18 protein-coding genes are annotated in these 15,936 nt (G+C 67.1%); 6 read left to right on the top strand and 12 right to left on the bottom strand.

Annotated features, from left to right (window positions below; all coding sequences use genetic code 11):
* Positions 1-54: 54 nt before the first annotated feature.
* Together fabA and ACK4MH_RS14405 are read right to left on the bottom strand one after the other, a co-directional pair.
* The gene (fabA, locus tag ACK4MH_RS14410) at positions 55-588 is read right to left on the bottom strand and encodes a 3-hydroxyacyl-[acyl-carrier-protein] dehydratase FabA (RefSeq protein ID WP_372693327.1); all 534 of its coding nucleotides are present in this window, start codon (positions 586-588) and stop codon (positions 55-57) included.
* Positions 589-657: 69 nt separating this feature from the next.
* Positions 658-1,230 (bottom strand): SH3 domain-containing protein, encoded by a 573-nt coding sequence (locus ACK4MH_RS14405; protein WP_409719561.1) that lies wholly within the window; start codon positions 1,228-1,230, stop codon positions 658-660.
* A 68-nt stretch (positions 1,231-1,298) separates the two neighbouring features.
* Here ACK4MH_RS14405 and ACK4MH_RS14400 point away from each other — a divergent pair, with 68 nt between their 5' ends.
* Positions 1,299-2,285, top strand: a complete 987-nt coding sequence (locus ACK4MH_RS14400) for a 2-hydroxyacid dehydrogenase (protein WP_409719559.1) — start codon at positions 1,299-1,301, stop codon at positions 2,283-2,285.
* On the opposite strand, the gene ACK4MH_RS14395 is transcribed toward ACK4MH_RS14400, so the two are convergent.
* The gene (locus ACK4MH_RS14395) at positions 2,282-3,490 is read right to left on the bottom strand and encodes a DUF6880 family protein (RefSeq protein ID WP_409719557.1); all 1,209 of its coding nucleotides are present in this window, start codon (positions 3,488-3,490) and stop codon (positions 2,282-2,284) included. The two genes, ACK4MH_RS14400 and ACK4MH_RS14395, sit on opposite strands and share 4 nt — an antisense overlap.
* Before the next feature lie 120 nt (positions 3,491-3,610).
* Here ACK4MH_RS14395 and ACK4MH_RS14390 point away from each other — a divergent pair, with 120 nt between their 5' ends.
* Positions 3,611-3,862 carry a hypothetical protein gene (locus ACK4MH_RS14390; protein ID WP_409719555.1) on the top strand — a complete coding sequence of 84 codons (252 nt, stop codon included), beginning with the start codon at positions 3,611-3,613 and terminating at the stop codon, positions 3,860-3,862.
* Positions 3,863-3,865: 3 nt separating this feature from the next.
* On the opposite strand, the gene ACK4MH_RS14385 is transcribed toward ACK4MH_RS14390, so the two are convergent.
* From ACK4MH_RS14385 to ACK4MH_RS14375, 3 genes are all read right to left on the bottom strand, one after another.
* Positions 3,866-4,603 (bottom strand): HesA/MoeB/ThiF family protein, encoded by a 738-nt coding sequence (locus tag ACK4MH_RS14385; protein WP_409719553.1) that lies wholly within the window; start codon positions 4,601-4,603, stop codon positions 3,866-3,868.
* Between the two features lie 46 nt (positions 4,604-4,649).
* Positions 4,650-5,060 carry a BLUF domain-containing protein gene (locus ACK4MH_RS14380; protein ID WP_409719551.1) on the bottom strand — a complete coding sequence of 137 codons (411 nt, stop codon included), beginning with the start codon at positions 5,058-5,060 and terminating at the stop codon, positions 4,650-4,652.
* Between the two features lie 99 nt (positions 5,061-5,159).
* Positions 5,160-5,561: a BLUF domain-containing protein gene (locus tag ACK4MH_RS14375; protein ID WP_409719549.1), complete on the bottom strand. Its 402-nt coding sequence runs from the start codon at positions 5,559-5,561 to the stop codon at positions 5,160-5,162.
* Between the two features lie 133 nt (positions 5,562-5,694).
* Between ACK4MH_RS14375 and hslV the strand changes: the two genes are divergently transcribed.
* On the top strand, positions 5,695-6,267 hold the full coding sequence (gene hslV / locus ACK4MH_RS14370) for an ATP-dependent protease subunit HslV (protein ID WP_409719547.1): 573 nt from the start codon (positions 5,695-5,697) through the stop codon (positions 6,265-6,267).
* 13 nt (positions 6,268-6,280) lie between these two features.
* Here hslV and ACK4MH_RS14365 read toward each other — a convergent pair whose 3' ends face one another.
* The gene (locus tag ACK4MH_RS14365) at positions 6,281-6,862 is read right to left on the bottom strand and encodes a ClpP family protease (protein ID WP_409719545.1); all 582 of its coding nucleotides are present in this window, start codon (positions 6,860-6,862) and stop codon (positions 6,281-6,283) included.
* Complete coding sequence (locus ACK4MH_RS14360; RefSeq protein WP_409719543.1) at positions 6,862-7,068, bottom strand: hypothetical protein; 207 nt, start codon at positions 7,066-7,068, stop codon at positions 6,862-6,864. The genes ACK4MH_RS14365 and ACK4MH_RS14360 overlap by 1 nt, the downstream gene beginning before the upstream one ends.
* Positions 7,069-7,231: 163 nt before the next feature.
* Here ACK4MH_RS14360 and hisS point away from each other — a divergent pair, with 163 nt between their 5' ends.
* Complete coding sequence (gene hisS / locus ACK4MH_RS14355) at positions 7,232-8,722, top strand: histidine--tRNA ligase (protein ID WP_409719541.1); 1,491 nt, start codon at positions 7,232-7,234, stop codon at positions 8,720-8,722.
* A gap of 367 nt (positions 8,723-9,089) precedes the next feature.
* Here the strand turns inward: hisS and ACK4MH_RS14350 are convergent, their stop codons facing one another.
* Entirely contained in the window at positions 9,090-11,213 is a 2,124-nt protein-coding gene (locus ACK4MH_RS14350) for a M13 family metallopeptidase (protein ID WP_409719539.1), read from the bottom strand.
* Positions 11,214-11,369: 156 nt separating this feature from the next.
* Here ACK4MH_RS14350 and ACK4MH_RS14345 point away from each other — a divergent pair, with 156 nt between their 5' ends.
* The gene (locus ACK4MH_RS14345) at positions 11,370-13,208 is read left to right on the top strand and encodes a cation:proton antiporter (RefSeq protein WP_409719537.1); all 1,839 of its coding nucleotides are present in this window, start codon (positions 11,370-11,372) and stop codon (positions 13,206-13,208) included.
* A 192-nt stretch (positions 13,209-13,400) separates the two neighbouring features.
* The gene (locus ACK4MH_RS14340; RefSeq protein WP_135193997.1) at positions 13,401-14,042 is read left to right on the top strand and encodes a TetR/AcrR family transcriptional regulator; all 642 of its coding nucleotides are present in this window, start codon (positions 13,401-13,403) and stop codon (positions 14,040-14,042) included.
* A 65-nt stretch (positions 14,043-14,107) separates the two neighbouring features.
* Here the strand turns inward: ACK4MH_RS14340 and ACK4MH_RS14335 are convergent, their stop codons facing one another.
* From ACK4MH_RS14335 to ACK4MH_RS14325, 3 genes are read right to left on the bottom strand one after another with little or no spacing between them, the layout of a single operon-like run.
* Complete coding sequence (locus ACK4MH_RS14335; protein WP_409719535.1) at positions 14,108-14,689, bottom strand: Smr/MutS family protein; 582 nt, start codon at positions 14,687-14,689, stop codon at positions 14,108-14,110.
* Entirely contained in the window at positions 14,686-14,925 is a 240-nt protein-coding gene (locus tag ACK4MH_RS14330) for a helix-turn-helix domain-containing protein (protein ID WP_017504942.1), read from the bottom strand. The genes ACK4MH_RS14335 and ACK4MH_RS14330 overlap by 4 nt, the downstream gene beginning before the upstream one ends.
* A 24-nt stretch (positions 14,926-14,949) precedes the next feature.
* Positions 14,950-15,576 (bottom strand): DUF2975 domain-containing protein, encoded by a 627-nt coding sequence (locus tag ACK4MH_RS14325; protein ID WP_409719532.1) that lies wholly within the window; start codon positions 15,574-15,576, stop codon positions 14,950-14,952.
* Positions 15,577-15,936: the final 360 nt, after the last annotated feature.

Raw genomic sequence — 15,936 nt, 5'->3', positions numbered from 1 at the left:
TCTGATGCTTCTCGACCCGAGGGTCTTCCGCCTTGTTCGCGGTTATATAGGGGCTTAAGCGCCCGCCGCCTCATCCTTGGCGCCGAACAGGCCGACCCGCATGTCATTGCAGGTGTAGATGACCTGACCGTCGGCCTCCAGCACGCCGTCGGCGATGCCCATGACCAGCTTGCGGTTGATGACGCGCTTCAGGTTGATCTTATAGACCACCTTCTTGATGTCCGGCGTGACCTGGCCGGTGAACTTGACCTCGCCTACACCCAGGGCGCGGCCCTTGCCGGGTCCGCCGATCCAGCCCAGGTAGAAGCCGACCAGCTGCCACATGGCGTCCAAGCCCAGGCAGCCCGGCATGACCGGGTCGCCGATGAAGTGGCACTGGAAGAACCAGAGCTCGGGATTGATGTCGAGTTCGGCCTCGACATAGCCCTTGCCGTGCTCGCCGCCGTCTGCATTGATCGTCGTGATCCGGTCGAACATCAGCATCGGCGGGGCGGGCAGCTGGGCGTTGCCGGGACCGAACAGTTCGCCGCGGCCCGAGGCCAGCAGGGCCTCATGATCAAAGGACGAAGGGTATTGGGACTGGGTCAAGGCGCTTCCGTTTCTTAAGACGTTGCGCGCGGGTTACACGACCGCGCCGCTTCGCTCAACAGCGTGCGGTCAGTTGCGCCCCGTGCCCGCCGGCCGATTGGCGTTGCACAACGCCCGTTCCTGGGTTCCAAACACCGCCCGCTGCGCCACCCAGCCTTCCAGCCTTCGCGCCCGGACCTTGCACCAACCCTCCTCGCATTCGTCCAGCAGCACCAGGGCGCGCGGCGACAGGCGCGCCCGCACCGAGGCCGTCTCCGAACGGCCCGACCGGATCGGCACTTCCTGTGCGGTGGTGTTGAAGACATAGCGTCGGCCCGACGACACGGTGCGGTGGATCCAGGCCACGGCGCCGTCGGGATCGCAAATCTTGCGCCATTCGGTCGTCTCGGCGATCACCTGAACCGGCAGACCGGCGGCGCGGTATTCCCACAGGATCGGATAATCCAGTCCCGGACCCTGACGGGCGCGCACGTGCGAGGACTTCAGAGAAATCCAGCGCGGCACCTCCAGCCCGGTCGGTGTCGGGCGGCCGTCAGGCATGGTCGCGCCCGCACTGGCCATCACCCAGAGACCGAGAATCGCCAGAACGACGGCGGTGCGGCGTCGCAGGCTTTGGAAGATGGCGGCGGCTTTGCTAGACACTGAATGGAACGACCCGTCGCGCGGGCTTTCGATCCGTCTGAATCGCCGCCCGCAAACCAAGGCCCGCAATGTCCGCCCGCAAGCTTAAGGTCGTATTAACCAGACGCCTGCCCGACGCGGTGGAAACGCGGATGCGCGAGCTGTTCGACGCCGAACTGAACCTCAAGGATCAGCCGATGGACCGCGCCGCGCTCCAGGCCGCCGTCCAGCGGGCCGAGGTCCTGGTCCCGACCATCACGGACGTCATCGACGCCGACCTGATCAACGGCGCGGGCGAGCAGTTGAAGATGATCGCCAACTTCGGCGCCGGCGTGGACCATATCGACATCGACGCGGCCGTGGCGCGCGGTATCATCGTCACCAACACCCCCGGCGTCCTGACCGAGGACACCGCCGACCTGGCCATGAGCCTGATCCTGGCGGTCAGCCGCCGCATCGTCGAGGGCGCCCAGGTGGTCGCAGAGGGCCGGTTTGAGGGCTGGACCCCCACCTGGATGTGCGGACGCAAACTGTGGGGCAAGCGGCTGGGCATCGTCGGCATGGGCCGCATCGGCCAGGCCCTGGCCCGTCGCGCCAAGGCCTTCGGCCTGCAGGTCCACTATCACAACAGAAAACCCGTCCCGGCCCTGATCGAGGAAGAACTGGGCGCGACCTATTGGGACGACCTGGATCAGATGCTGGCGCGGATGGACATCGTTTCGCTGAACTGTCCGGCGACCAGGGACACCCATCACCTGTTGTCGGCCGAACGCCTGGCCCGGCTTCAGCCCCACGCCATACTGATCAACACCGCGCGCGGGGAACTGATCGACGAGGCGGCCCTGTCTCAGGCCGTCGCCATGCGCGCCCTGTCCGGCGTCGGCTTGGACGTGTTCGAGAACGAGCCGGACATCCACCCAGGCCTGCTGGGCCAGCCCAATGTCGTGCTTCTGCCCCACCTTGGCTCCGCCACCCTGGAAGCCCGCCAGGACATGGGCGACCGGGTCATCGCCAATGTCATGACCTACCAGAACGGCCACCGCCCGCCGGACCGGGTCATTCCAGCCATGCTTTAGCCCGCGTCCAGCAGCCGCTCGGCCGCCTCCGGATATTTCTGCGCCAGCCGCGCTGCCCAGTCCGCCTTAAGCGGCAGCGGCGTGCGGACCTCGCGGATGCGGCGTTCGACCAAGGCCGCCGCCTCGCGGTGCGCGGGCCAGTCCATCAGAAAGCTCAGCGCCGTCTCGAAATCGGCATAGGTGGCGGCGTGCGCCAGGGCGCGGTCCAGCGCCTCGACATCGTCGAAATCCGGCAGGCGCGCCAGATAGGCCCTCAGCACCGGCGCCGACAGGTCGCGTTCGAACATGGCCCAGCGAAGCTCTTGCGCCTCGTCCTTGCGGCCCTCGGCTTCCAGCAGGTCGATCGAGGTCGCCTCCCAGGCCGGCGTCAGGGTCGGAGGGCCGGCTTGCGGCGAACGTCCGAACGTCCAGCGCCGATTGCCCGCCGAGGGCGCCAGCGCCGCCTCCAGCGCCTGTCGCGCCTCCGGAACACGGTCGGCGACCAGCAGCCGCTTGGCCATCACCGCCGCGAAATCCGGCGAGCCCCGCTCCTCCGGCGTCGTCAGCGACAGCCACAGATCGAGATCGCCGGCCCGGTCCGCCAGCCGCCGCATCACCGTCCGCATCCCGCGCGCGCTCGACGCCTTGTCCAGAGGGTCCAGCAGCCGCATGGCCAGGTCCGCCGTCAGTTCCTCGCCGCCCGGCCCGATCCAGCGAGCGTATTCCAGCGGCTGACGCTCCACCGCCTGAGCCAACAGCGCGACAGCCCTCTCGTCCGCCTGAACCGCAGCCCCGGCGATCCGCCACAGGTCCGGCGCCGCCGTCTCAAACGCGGCCGACACCTCGCCCTTCTGGTCCTTGACCCGCGTCGCCAGGCCGCGAAACAGGTCGAACCAGGCGATCAGCCGCTCCAGCCCCTCCCCCGGCGCCGCCACGGCCAGATCATCGACGATAGCCCCGCGCAGGATGTCCAGATCCCGCAGCAGGTCGGGGCGCTTGCGCCACGACACCCGCGCGCGGCTGGCGGCGATGGTCGACAGACGCTTGTCCAGTTCCAGCGCCAGCAGGTCCGGCCCGGCCTCGGCCGCCAGCACCAGCCTGAGCCTGCGCTTCAGAATGGCGTCCGCGTCGGCCGCCTGCATCAGCAGTTCGCCCAGGCGATCCGCCCCCAACCCGCTCAGACTGGCGGCGTTCAGGCGTTTGGGCGAGGCGGGACGTCGGGCCATCGGGCCTCCTGTTCACAAGTCTGTCGGACCGGACTCACACGGCTGTCGAAAACCACGGGCAGGGGAGGAACCGCCGCGAGCGAGCTTCGTTTCCGGCGACCTGTCTGAGGAAGTGTTGCGTTGGACTCCTACTATTGCATCGTCAACCTGCCCGGCGTTCCGGTGCGGGACATCTGCGTCCTGGACGCCGCCAACGACACGGCAGCCAATCAGGCGCTGGAGGGGATCGCCCGCAACTGGGTCGGGTTCGAGACCCTGTATCTGTATTGCGGCGAGCGGCTGGTGACTGTGCTCAGCAATCCCGCCCTGGGCTTCGCCGCCCCCCTGCCGGATCTGGACCTGGCCGACATCCGCTTCGCCACCGCCGCCTGAGGCTCAGCCGCCGCAGATCGGGCAATGGGGGTCTGCCCCCACCCGCACGGTGCGCGCTGTGCCCGCCAGACCGTCATAGAGCAGGAGCCGTCCGGTCAGGGCCTCGCCCGCCCCCGTGATCAGCTTGATCACCTCCAGCGCCGCCATCGACCCGATCACGCCGGCCAACGCCCCGACCACCCCGACGCGCGAGCAGGTTTCCGCGTCCGGCGGGATCTCCGGCGTCAAACATTGATAGCAGGGCCGGCCCGCAAACACCCCGACCTGACCGTTCCAGCGGCCCAAAGCGCCGGACACCAGCGGCTTGCCGGCCGCGACGCAGGCCGCATTGACCCACAGCCGGGTCTGGAAATCGTCGGTCCCGTCCAGGACGATGTCGAACGCGGCCACCCGGGCCGCTGCATTGTCGAGCGTCAGCCGCTCGGCGAAGGTCTCGACCGCCACATGAGGATTGAGACCACCCAGCCGTTCCGCTGCCGCCTCGACCTTGGGCCGGCCGACCTCCGCCGTGGAAAAGGCGATCTGGCGCTGCAGGTTGGACAGGCCCACCACGTCGTCGTCGATCAGGCCCAGCGTCCCGACGCCCGCCGCCGCCAGATAAAGCGCCGCCGGCGACCCCACCCCGCCCGCGCCGACGATCAGCACCCGCGCGCGTTTCAGCGTCTGCTGCCCCGGCCCGCCCACTTCGGACAGGACAAGGTGGCGCGCATAGCGTTCGACTTCGGCTTCGGAAAAGATCACCGCCCTATTTAGCCCTGCCGACGACGGGGCGCGAGGGGGCTCAGCGTCAAACGGCGTCGGCCGTCGTCTGAACCAGACCCGCCAGCAGGCGATCCACCTCGGCGGGGACGTCCGCCTGTTTCAGACCGTTAGCCAAAAAGGCTTCGACATCAGGCGTCGTCTCCAACCGCGCCATGGCCCAGTCGGGAAACAGGCGCTCCGAGATCGGCTGGTCCGACAGGATGCGCAGATTATCGTGGCGACGGTCTTGGCTCACCCGCGCCATGACGCGGTTCAAATCGGAGCGTGCGCCTTCCAGAACCTGCAGGAACCGTCCTTCGTGACGCATCAGCACGCCCGTCAGATGGTCGCGGCGATTGTTCTGTTCGGACACGCCGATGATGTCGATCAGGGGCATCAGGCCGGAGCCGACCGACCCGGTCGCCTCGCTCACATAGACAATGCGGAACAACGCCATACCCACTCTGTACGCAACTCAGGGCCAAGGCCCGACACGCGACAGCTAGGCGATGAGGGTTAACAGAAGGCGCCGCCTCGGGGGCGGGTCAGAGGCGGGTCAGGCGGCCATCTTGACGTGTTCGCACGACAGCAGCTTTTCCAGCCCCGTGCTGGACAGATCGCTCAACCGCCGACCGCACAGGATGTCCTGAGCCTGCAAATCGGTGAGCGCGCACAGACGAGCCCAGTCCCGCATCCGACGCTGCATCACCGGGCGGTCTTCGAGAATGCGGATGTTGCGATGACGGGGGTCCTTCGACAGCCGCGTCAGCAGTCGGTCCAGGTCTGCGCGCGCGCCTTCCGCCATCTGGGCCGCTTCGCCTTCGTAAAACATCATGGCGCTGCTGATCTCGTCGCGGCGATTGTTACGCTCGGACGCGCCGAGGATTTCGGCGACCGACTGCACGTCCGTCCCGATCCCACCGATCATTTCACTCACAAAAACCAGGCGATAGAGCAACGTACGTTCCAAGTTTCGCGGCATTCACGCCTGCATATTGCCGTTATACGGCTAAGTTCGGTCAGAATATGACCACCGGTGTCAGGAGCTTGCTAGACTTGATCCCGCAGCGCCCACTGTCCATCTGATCGGCATGACCCGATCCTTTGACGCTCCCTCCTCGTCCTTCCCCGACTGGCACGGCACCACCATCCTGGCGGTGCGCAAGAACGGCCGCACCGTCATCGCCGGCGACGGCCAGGTCTCCATGGGGCCGACCATCGTCAAGGGCGCGGCGCGCAAGGTGCGGGTTCTGGCCGGCGGCAAGGTGCTGGCGGGCTTCGCCGGCGCCACGGCCGACGCCTTCACCCTGATCGAGCGGCTGGAGGCAAAGCTGGAGCAGTATCCCGACCAGTTGGCCCGCGCCTGCGTGGACCTGGCCAAGGACTGGCGCACCGATCGCTATCTGCGTCGGCTTGAGGCCATGCTGCTGGTGGCGGACAAGTCGTCCATCTTCACCGTGACCGGCGTCGGCGACGTGCTGGAGCCGGAGTACGGCGTCGCCGCTGTTGGTTCGGGCGGCAACTACGCCCTGTCGGCCGCCCGCGCCCTGATCGATGAGACCGAACTGGACGCCGAACAGGTCGCCCGCAAGGCGATGAAGATCGCCGCCGAGATCTGCGTCTACACCAACGGCAATCTGACGGTGGAGACGCTTCAGGCCTGACCCGGCCGCCGGGTCAGATCACTTCCGCGATCAGGCCCAGCGCCTTGGCCTCCTGGGCCTCGATGTACCAGTTGGCCGGGGCGCGTCTCAGCACATCCTCCATGGTCACCGACGATCCGCGCACCAGGTTTTCGAACCCCTCGTTCTGGATGGCGATGGAGTGTTCCAGCTCGTTCAGCATCGCGCGAACCGAGGCGATGCAGGTGGTCAACGGCCCGGTCACATGCAGTGTCCTGTCCATCTTGCGCTCGTGGATCATGACCCGCGCGCCCCGTGTCAGATAGCGGTTCTCCACGGCGAAGAAGCTCATGAAGGTGGCTCCAGCGGAATAGATCGCCGCCTTGCCTAGAAAGACCAGCCGCCGCGACGGATTGATGTCGCTCTGAAACCGGACGTCCTCGCCCATCATCCGGGCGACTTCGGGATCGCCGCCCAGCGTCGACAACTCGATCACCGTCAGACCAGTCTTGGGGGCGTCGGCAAGCTGATCGCGGAACCTGTCGTACATTGCATAATCGACGGCGCCGGCCAGCAGGATACGCGGCGTGTCAAACGATTCGGCGGTCAGAACGCCCTTCGGCACCGCCTTGGTCATCAGACTTCGCGGGACGACGCGGTGTCATCGCTGACCGGATAGCCCTGCGCCGATGCCCAGGATTTCGCCTCGCCGATGGAGAAGAAGGCCTGGTGCCGGATGTGTCGCGACCCATCCATATCGACCAGTTCGCACTCCCACCAGCGGATGGTGCGTCGGTCCGACGTGTTGCAGGTGCGGGGTACGAGAAGGGCGTGCGGCGTCATCGCCTCAACAACGGAAAGCCCTCGCCCAGGTTCCGCCCCATTGCGATTTCTCTTTTCGTAACAACCGCCTGTGTGCATCGACCGACATTCATTGATCCCGCCCACAGCGCTCTCGCCGCCCATGCAATTTGCGGTCCCTCGCCCCTTGGCTTAAGCGCGCGCCATGAGCACCGAAACGCCGATCCGCCCCCTCGCCCGCAACCCCCGCGGCTTCGCCGACAAGCGCGGTCGCGACCTGACCGCCGAGCGGCGCATCGTCGCCCGGGTGTCCGAGGTCTATGAGCGCTGGGGCTTCGAGCCGCTGGAGACGCCAGCCTTCGAATATGCCGACGCCCTGGGCAAATTCCTGCCCGACGCGGACCGTCCCAACGAGGGCGTCTTCGCCATGCAAGACGACGCCGGTTCGGACGAACCCGGAGAATGGATGGCCCTGCGCTACGACCACACCGCGCCTCTGGCCCGGTTCGCGGCCCAGACATGGGAGACCCTGCCCAAGCCGTTCCGCCGTTACGCCTATGGCCCGGTCTGGCGCAACGAAAAGCCCGGTCCCGGTCGGTTCCGTGAGTTCTGGCAATGCGACGCCGACACCGTCGGCTCGGACCGACCCGAGGCCGACGCCGAAATCATCGCCATGGCCTGCGAGGGTCTGCGAAGCGCGGGTCTCGACGCCGGACAGGCCCAGATCCGCGTCTCGAACCGCAAACTGTTCGACGGCCTGTTCGACGCCGGCGGCGTGACCGAGGCCGGTCAGCGGCTGACGGCGCTTCGCGCCATCGACAAGTTCGACCGCCTGGGCTGGGAGGGCGTGGTCCAGCTGCTGGGCGAAGGCCGCCTGGACGAGTCCGGCGACTACACCAAGGGCGCGGCCCTGCCCGCCAAGGTGACGGCGGCCATCGAGGCCTTCCTAGCCTCGGCCAATACGCCCGGCCTGACGCGGGCGCAAACACTGGACGCCGTCGCGCGCTCGGGCGATCTGGGCGCAGCAGGCGAGGCGGCGCTGAACGAGCTCGCCGCCATCGACCGGGCGCTGGCCGCCATGTCGGTCGGTCAGGAGGCGGTGAAGTTCGACCCCACCATCGTGCGCGGTCTGGAATATTACACCGGCGCCGTGTTCGAGGCCGAACTGCTGCTGGACACCGTGGACGACAAGGGTCGGCCGGTGCGCTTCGGCTCCATCGGCGGCGGCGGCCGCTATGACGATCTGGTCGCCCGCTTCACCGGCCAGAGCACGCCGGCCACCGGCTTCTCGTTCGGGGTCTCGCGCCTGGCTTCGGCCCTGCGCGCGGCCGGTCGCGGGGCTGAGGACGCCGTGCGCGGACCCGTCGTGGTCATTGTCTTCTCCGAAGACGACATGGCCCACTACCTGACCGCCGTCGCCGAACTGCGCGCCGCAGGCATCGCCGCCGAGCTCTATCTGGGTCGCGCAGGCATGAAGGCGCAGATGAAATACGCCGACCGGCGCGGCGCCCCCGCCGTCGTCATCCTGGGCGGGGACGAGATCGCGGCCGGCGAGGTCACCATCAAGGATCTGGACGCCGGCCGCGCCGCCGCCGCCGCCATCACCGACAACGACGCGTGGAAGGCCGAACGTCCGGGCCAGATGAAAATCCCCCGCGCCGGTCTGGTCGCCGCCATCAAATCCATTATCGAATAAGCTTCGATAATAAGGCGTGCTGAAGATGAGTTATCAGCGATAAGTCGAAGAAAGTTCGACTCCGGCGAAACCGGCCGTTGACGGGGCGGGGGCCGATGCGTCAAATGAACTCACTCGAGGGCAAGCGTTGCTCAAGCGCGCAGCACTCGAAGGCGTTTCGGGGAGGAAACGTCCGCTCTGCAAAGAGCGCGAAAGCCCGCTGCGATGTATCCCCCGCAGCGGGCTTTTTCGCGCCTGGAACCCAGGCGTGACTTCTAAAAACCTCGACAAATTGTCGATGCGGTGTCGAGGTTTCGAGAGACGATTGTCGATATGAAAAAGGCCGGGGCGGACCCCGGCCTTTTCCATTTATCGAAGAAGCGTCGCCTTACCAGAGGCGGACGCGTTCCTCAGGCGTCAGATAGTATTTCGTGCCCGGCTGAACGTCGAAGGCGTCGTACCAGGCGTCCATGTTGCGCACCGGGCCGATGACCCGGAACTGGGCCGCCGAGTGCGGGTCGGTGGCGACCTGCTGCTTCAGGGCTTCGTCGCGATACTTCGACTGCCAGACCTGGGCCCAGCCGTAGAAGAAGCGCTGATCGCCCGTCGCCCCGTCCAGAACCGGCGCCGGTTGGCCGTTCAGCGACAGGTGATAGGCCTCAAGCCCCACCGCCACGCCCGAGGCGTCGCCGATGTTCTCGCCCATCGTCAGGCCGGGGTTGATGGTGTAGCCGGCGATCGGCTCGTAGGTGGCGTATTGCGCACCCAGACGCGCCGTCAGGGCCTCGAAGTTGGCCTTGTCCTCGGGCGTCCACCAGTTGCGCAGCACGCCGTCGCCGTCGGACTTGGAGCCCTGGTCGTCGAAACCGTGGCCGATCTCGTGGCCGATCACGCCGCCGATGCCGCCATAGTTGACCGCCGCATCGCCGTTCGGATCGAAGAAGGGCGGCTGCAGGATCGCCGCCGGGAAGACGATCTCGTTGTTGGCCGAGTTGTAATAGGCGTTCACCGTCTGCGGGGTCATGCCCCACTCCGACTTATCGACCGGTTCGTTCAGGCGGGCCAGGTCATAGTTCCACTCGAACAGGCCGCGGCGCTCGGCGTTGCCGACCAAGTCGTCGGGGCGGACCTCCAAGCCGGAGTAGTCGCGCCACTTGTCGGGATAGCCGATCTTGACGGTGAACTTGCGCAGCTTCTCCTGCGCCGCCGCCTTGGTCTCGGTCCCCATCCACGTCAGGTTCTCGATCCGGTGCGACAGGGCGGTGCGCAGGTTGGCGACCAGTTCTTCCATCTTGGCCTTGGACTCGGCCGGGAAATACTGGGCGACATAGAGCCGGCCCGCAGCCTCGCCCAGCGAACCTTCGGCGAAAGAGATGGCGCGCTTTTCGCGGGTGCGCTGCTCGGGCTGGCCCGACAGGTCGCGCGAGCGGAACTCCCACTGGGCGTCCGAGAAGCGCTTGGACATCATCGGCGCCATGTCGTCGGCGGTGTGGAAGGCTTCCCAGGCCTGCAACAGCTCGACCGGCGTCTCGGCGTAGATGGCCGCGATCTTGGGCATGGCCGTGTCCTGGCGCACGATCAGGCGGGGCACGCCGCCCAGTTCGGCGGCGTCGTAATAGGCCTGCCAGGCGAAGCCCGGCGCGTCTTCGGCCAGCTTGGCGATGGTGAACTCGTTGTAGGTCTTGTCGCGGTTGCGGTTCTCGGCCGGCGACCAGTGGGCCTCGGCGATCTTGCTTTCCAGAGCCACGATCTGGGCGGCGGTCTCGGTCGGGTTGGCCCAGCCGATCATGCCCAGCATGCGCGCGACATAGGCCTCGTACAGGACCTTCTTGTCGGCGAAACGGGCGTCCAGATAGTAGTCGCGGTTCGGCAGGCCGATGCCCGATTGGCCCGTCGAGACGACGTAGCGGGTCGGTTGTTTGGAATCGATGGTGATGCCGGTGCCGAAGAAGGACGAACCGAATCGGCCGACCGTCTGACCCATATAGACGGCCATCTTTTCATGGCTGTCGGCGGCGCGGATCGCGGCCAGATAGGGTTGCAGCGGCTGGGCGTCCAGCTGCTCGATGCGCGCCTCGTCGATGTAGGAGCGATAGGCGTCGGCGACCTTGGCCTCGTCCGAACCGGGCGCCAGGTCGGTGCGGTTCGCCAGGCCCAGCACCAGTTCCTTCATGCGGTTGTCCGACAGTTCGCGCAGCAGGGCGAACGAGCCGTAGCTGGTGCGATCCGACGGGATGACCAGTTTTTCCAGCGCCGTGCCGTTGGCGTACTGGAAGAAGTCGTCGCCCGGCTTCACCGATGTGTCGCGGCCGGCCATGTCGAAGCCCCAGGTCCCGTAGCGGGGCGCCTCTGTGCCTTTCCAGCCCGCCGCCGTCTCTTCGCCCGAGAACAGGGAAACGATCGAGCAGGTCTCGTCGATGCAGGCGTGGTCGTGGCCGACGTCCTGCGCCAGAACGGCGCTGGCGGGCAGAAGAATGGCGCCGACAGCGGCCCCGATAAGCAATCTTTTCATCACGGATTCCTGGAAGTCGCCCCTGAAACGGACGGGTCGGGGCGGACCCTAGACCCGAGCGATGGGGTGTCGCCTTAAAAAAAGTTCATGAAAGCCGTGCGACCTCTCGCCACGGCCGGGGGAACAAGGTCACATACGTGGACATAAGGAGGGCGGATGCACGGTCAGGGCGGGGACTATAAGGATCTGGTGGTTTTTCTGGCCGCCGCCGGCGTCATCGTGCCCCTGGTCAACCGGCTCAAGATCAGTCCCATCCTGGGTTTCCTGGCGGCGGGGGTGCTGCTGGGGCCGGACGGCCTGGGCCGGTTCGCGCAGAGCGTGCCCTGGCTGTCGTGGTTGACCATCGGCGATCCGGGTCAGTTGGCCCAGCTGTCGGAACTGGGCGTCGCCTTTCTTCTGTTCATGATCGGGCTGGAGCTGTCGTGGGAGCGGCTGCGGGCCATGCGCCGGCTGGTGTTCGGCCTGGGCCTGATGCAGGTCGTGGTCTGCACCGGCGTGCTGGCCTGCGGCTTCCTGCTGATGGGTCAGACGCTGGCCAGCGCCGTGGTGCTGGGCATGGGCCTGGCCCTGTCCTCGACCGCCGTGGTCATGCCGGTCCTGGCCGAGCGCGGCCGGCTGAAGGGAACGGTCGGCCGCTCCACCTTCGCCATCCTGCTGGCCCAGGATCTGTCGGTCGCCCCCATCCTGATCACCGTCACCGTCCTGGCGGCCCTGGCCCAGCAGGGCGGCGCGCTGGACACCGCCGTCCTGGGGCGAGCCCTGTTCACCTTGGTGCCCGCCGCCATCGGCCTGGGGCTGATGGTCCTGCTGGGGCGCGTCGTGCTGCGGCCGATGTTCCGGTCGGTGGCCAAGGCCCGCAAGGTCGATCAGGGCGGCGAACTGTTCGTCGCCGCCTCCCTGCTGGTGGTGGTGGGCGCCGGCCTCGCCGCCCAGGCCAGCGGCCTGTCGATGAGCATCGGAGCCCTGCTGGCGGGCGTGCTGCTGGCCGAGACCGAGTTCCGGCGCGAGGTCGAGGTCTCCATCGAACCGTTCAAGGGCCTGTTGCTCGGCGTCTTCTTCGTCGGCGTCGGCCTGGGGCTGGACCTGGACGCCATCGCCGCCGATCCCGTCGCCGTCTTCGGCCTGGCCCTGGCGCTGACGGTGGTGAAGACAGGCGTCATCTTCAGCTTGGCAAGGGTCTGGGGCCTGGGCGCGCGACCCGCGCTGGAGACGGCCCTGGTCCTGGCCCCGGCGGGGGAGTTCGCCTTCGTCGTCTTCGCCACCGGCCTGGTCGAAGGTCTGGCGCCGCCGCAACTGACCAATACCGTGGCCCTGTCGGCGACGGTCAGCATCTTCTCCATCCCCCTGCTGGCCCTGCTGGGTCAGCGGCTGGCGCGCAAGACGGCGCCGGATGGCGAGCGCCTGCCCGACCTTCCTCCGCCCGAGGCGATGGACGGGGCCGTGATCATCGTCGGCTTCGGCCGCGTCGGGCGGCTGATCGGCGAGATGCTGAAGGAGCACGACCAAGCCTTCATCGCCTTAGACACCGATCCCGGCGCCGTCTCGGCCGGCCGGCGCGACGGCTTCGACGTCTTCTATGGCGACGCCGGCCGCCGCGAGATGCTGCAGCACTGCGGCGTGCAATCCACCCGCGCCCTGATCGTGACCATGGACGCCCCGACCAAGGTGGACGAGGTGGTCACGGCCGCGCGGTCCATGCGCGAGGATCTGATCCTGATCGCCCGCGCCCGCGACGACCAGCACGCCATGCGGCTGTATGGCCTGGGCGTCACCGACGCCGTGCCGGAGACGACTGAGGCCAGCCTGCAGCTGGCCGAAAACACCCTGGTCGATCTGGGCGTGCCCATGGGTCTGGTGCTGGCCTCCATCCACGAGAGACGCGACCAGTTTCGCAAGGCCTTCCAGGCGGCGACCCCGATCGAGCGCCGCAATCGCCCCAGCCGGGCGCTGCGCCGCACGGTCCGTCCGGCCAAAACTGCCCCCAGCCAAGACTAGGGACTCATACCTACGGTCGCCAAGCGGACCCATTTTCGTCATGGTTCCATGATGCAAGCGCCGCTTCCGTATCCCTGCATCTTCGGAGCAGCAGCGCCCATCCGTCCCGCCCTCGGGCCGAGATATTCACCTGAAGTCGATGGCGGATGCTCCCCCTCATCCGCGACTTAAAGTAGAGTAAAAGCCTGATTTATGACTGATACTGTCGCAACCCTCGCCGTCGAACCCCGCCTGAACCGGCGCCAGGCCGCCAAGATCCGCACGCGACAAAAGGTTCTCGACGCCGCCCGCTCGCTCTTCGCCGAGCGCGGCTACGAGCCCGCCACCATCCGGGACATCGCCAAGGGCGCAGGCATGTCCACCGGCGCCGTCTTCGCCAACTTCCAGGACAAGGCCGAACTGTTCGAGGCCGTCCTGACCGAGGACATGACGCGTCTGGCCGAAGTGGTCGAGGCCGCCGCCCCCAAGGGCGAGCCCGTCCGCCAGCGTCTCGTCACCGCCCTCAGCGCCGGCTACCACTCGTCGCTGGACCAACTGCCCCTGTTCCAGGCCATCGTCGCCCGGTCGTGGTTCCAGCCCCTCGCCGCCGAGATGCGCGCCCGGGCCGCGACCAAGAACCTGCTGCTCGCCATCGGCGGCATCCTGCAGGAGGCCGTGGCCAAGGGCGAACTGTCCAAGGACGCCGACAGCCGTCTGCTGGTCGAGCTGATCTGGGACGCCTATCTGTCGAACTATCGCCGCGCCGCCTATGACGAATGGGACGCGCAGGCCCTGTCGGACCATATGGGCAAGCAGATCGACGTGATCCTGGCCGGCGCCATCACCGCCAAATAAGCCAACGACAAGTGCTTTCGAAAAGGCCGGGTCCGCCAGTGCGGGTCCGGCCTTTTTCTTGGCCGTCAGAGGCGCCTTTTCAGGGTGACGTAGAAGGCGCCGTTTCCGCCGTGCCGCTGGTGGGCGACGGTGAAGCCCGACACCACGCCCCGCAGCGCGGGCGACTGCATCCATTCCGCAAAGGCCGAGCGGATGACTCCGCCGCCCATCCGTCCCTGCCCCGTGATGACCAGCACCGCCCGCATCCCCCGCGCCTGGCACGAGGTCAAAAAGCCGCGAAGCTGATCCTCGGCCTCGAACCGGCCAAAGCCGTGCAGGTCGATGCGCGCCTCGATGGGGTCGCGTTCGCGCGACAGCCGCTGCTTGCGACGCGGCTCCAGATCCTCTGGCGCAGGCTTGGGGCGTGGGGGGGAAGGGCGTTTTTCGACCGGGGGCGCGGCGGCGACGCGTTTCGGCGACGACTTGGCCAACGGACGCGGGCGCTCCATCGGCGTGACGACGATCTCGGGCGGGGTCTCGGCGCCGGGGGTGACGCGGGCGGCCTTGCGCGTTTTCGGCGCCGACACCGATCCGGCGACGCGGGTCCAGATGCGACGGTCTTCGGGCGTCAGTCCGTTGTCGTCGCGACTCGACCCCTTTCGCCTCATGCCTCGCCGTCGTCCTCGATCGTGTCGCCCGGACCCGGCTCGTGCGCCAGAAGATCGCCGGGCTGGCAGTCCAGTTCGCGGCACAGGGCGTCCAGGGTCGAGAACCGCACCGCGCGCGCCTTGCCCGTCTTCAGGATCGACAGGTTCGCCACCGTCACCCCGACCCGGTCGGCGAGTTCGGTCAACGACATGCGGCGTTCCACGAGGACGCGGTCGAGCTGGACGCGGATGGCCATGCGGAAAATCCTATTCGAAACGGCTCAGATCGTCAGTTCGGATTCGCGGCGCAGGCGCGCGCCCTCGCGGAACACCTCCGCCAGCACGAAGACGATCAGCACGGAAAAGATCGGGGTCAGCAGTTCGCCGAACCCCTGCGGGTCCATGACGCCGGGCGCCAGCCGCTTGGCGACGAAGCCTTGCGCCACCCAGACGCCGCCGGTCACGACCGCCAGGGTCAGGCCGATCTGGCGCAGGCGGCGCACATTGTCGGGCTGGAACGGATCGCCCATGGTCAGGGTGCGAATGATGCGGCGCAGACTGCGCAGGATCAGCATGAAGCCGCCGAAATAAGCCGTCGCGGCGCCCAGGCCGAACAGCAGCAGGGTGCGCGTCAGCGGCAGTTGCTTGCCGCCGGAATCCCCGCTGACGGTGATGTTCACATTGTCCAGGGGGATGAAGATCGCCGCGATGACCAGCAGCAGCAGCAGGCCGGTGATCAGCCAGAGCAGGATATAGGCGACGTCCAGCACCACCTTCAGCACGCTGGAGACCGAACCCGGCCCCATGGCTCTGAATGGGGCTTTAAACGGAACACGCAGGGCGCTCAGCCCCTTCAGGGCGCTTGCCTCGCCTCGCTTCAGCGGATTTGGCGGCGTCGGCAGGCGCATGGTCTTTCTGATCTCAGGCCGGGGAAGGCGGGGCGGTGGCCACGCGGGGTCCGGCGAACCCGCGCGCGGCTCTATACATCGCGGTCTTCATACAGGTCGTCAAAGCTCTCTTGATCGAAAATGGCTAGATCAGAAGCCTTGGAACAGAATGACGACCAGGGCGGTCGGCAGGGCGGCGATCAGAACGGTGCTGACAAAAGCAGCGCCGACCTTGTCGAGCCACATCGAGACGTTCATCGTGTGCATGGTATTTCTCCGTCTTTCCTGTTTGGGCGATTATCGCCCTTTGCATTTGTTAATCGCATGATCGTTTCCGTTTTCGCGGAAACCATGAACGTTGCGACCTCGTTCCTGACGATC

It is taken from the genome of Brevundimonas sp. (assembly GCF_046295075.1).
GTDB lineage: Bacteria > Pseudomonadota > Alphaproteobacteria > Caulobacterales > Caulobacteraceae > Brevundimonas.
The sequence above is the reverse complement of the archived record's forward strand: the minus strand, read 5'-3'. Positions and strand labels throughout refer to the sequence as shown.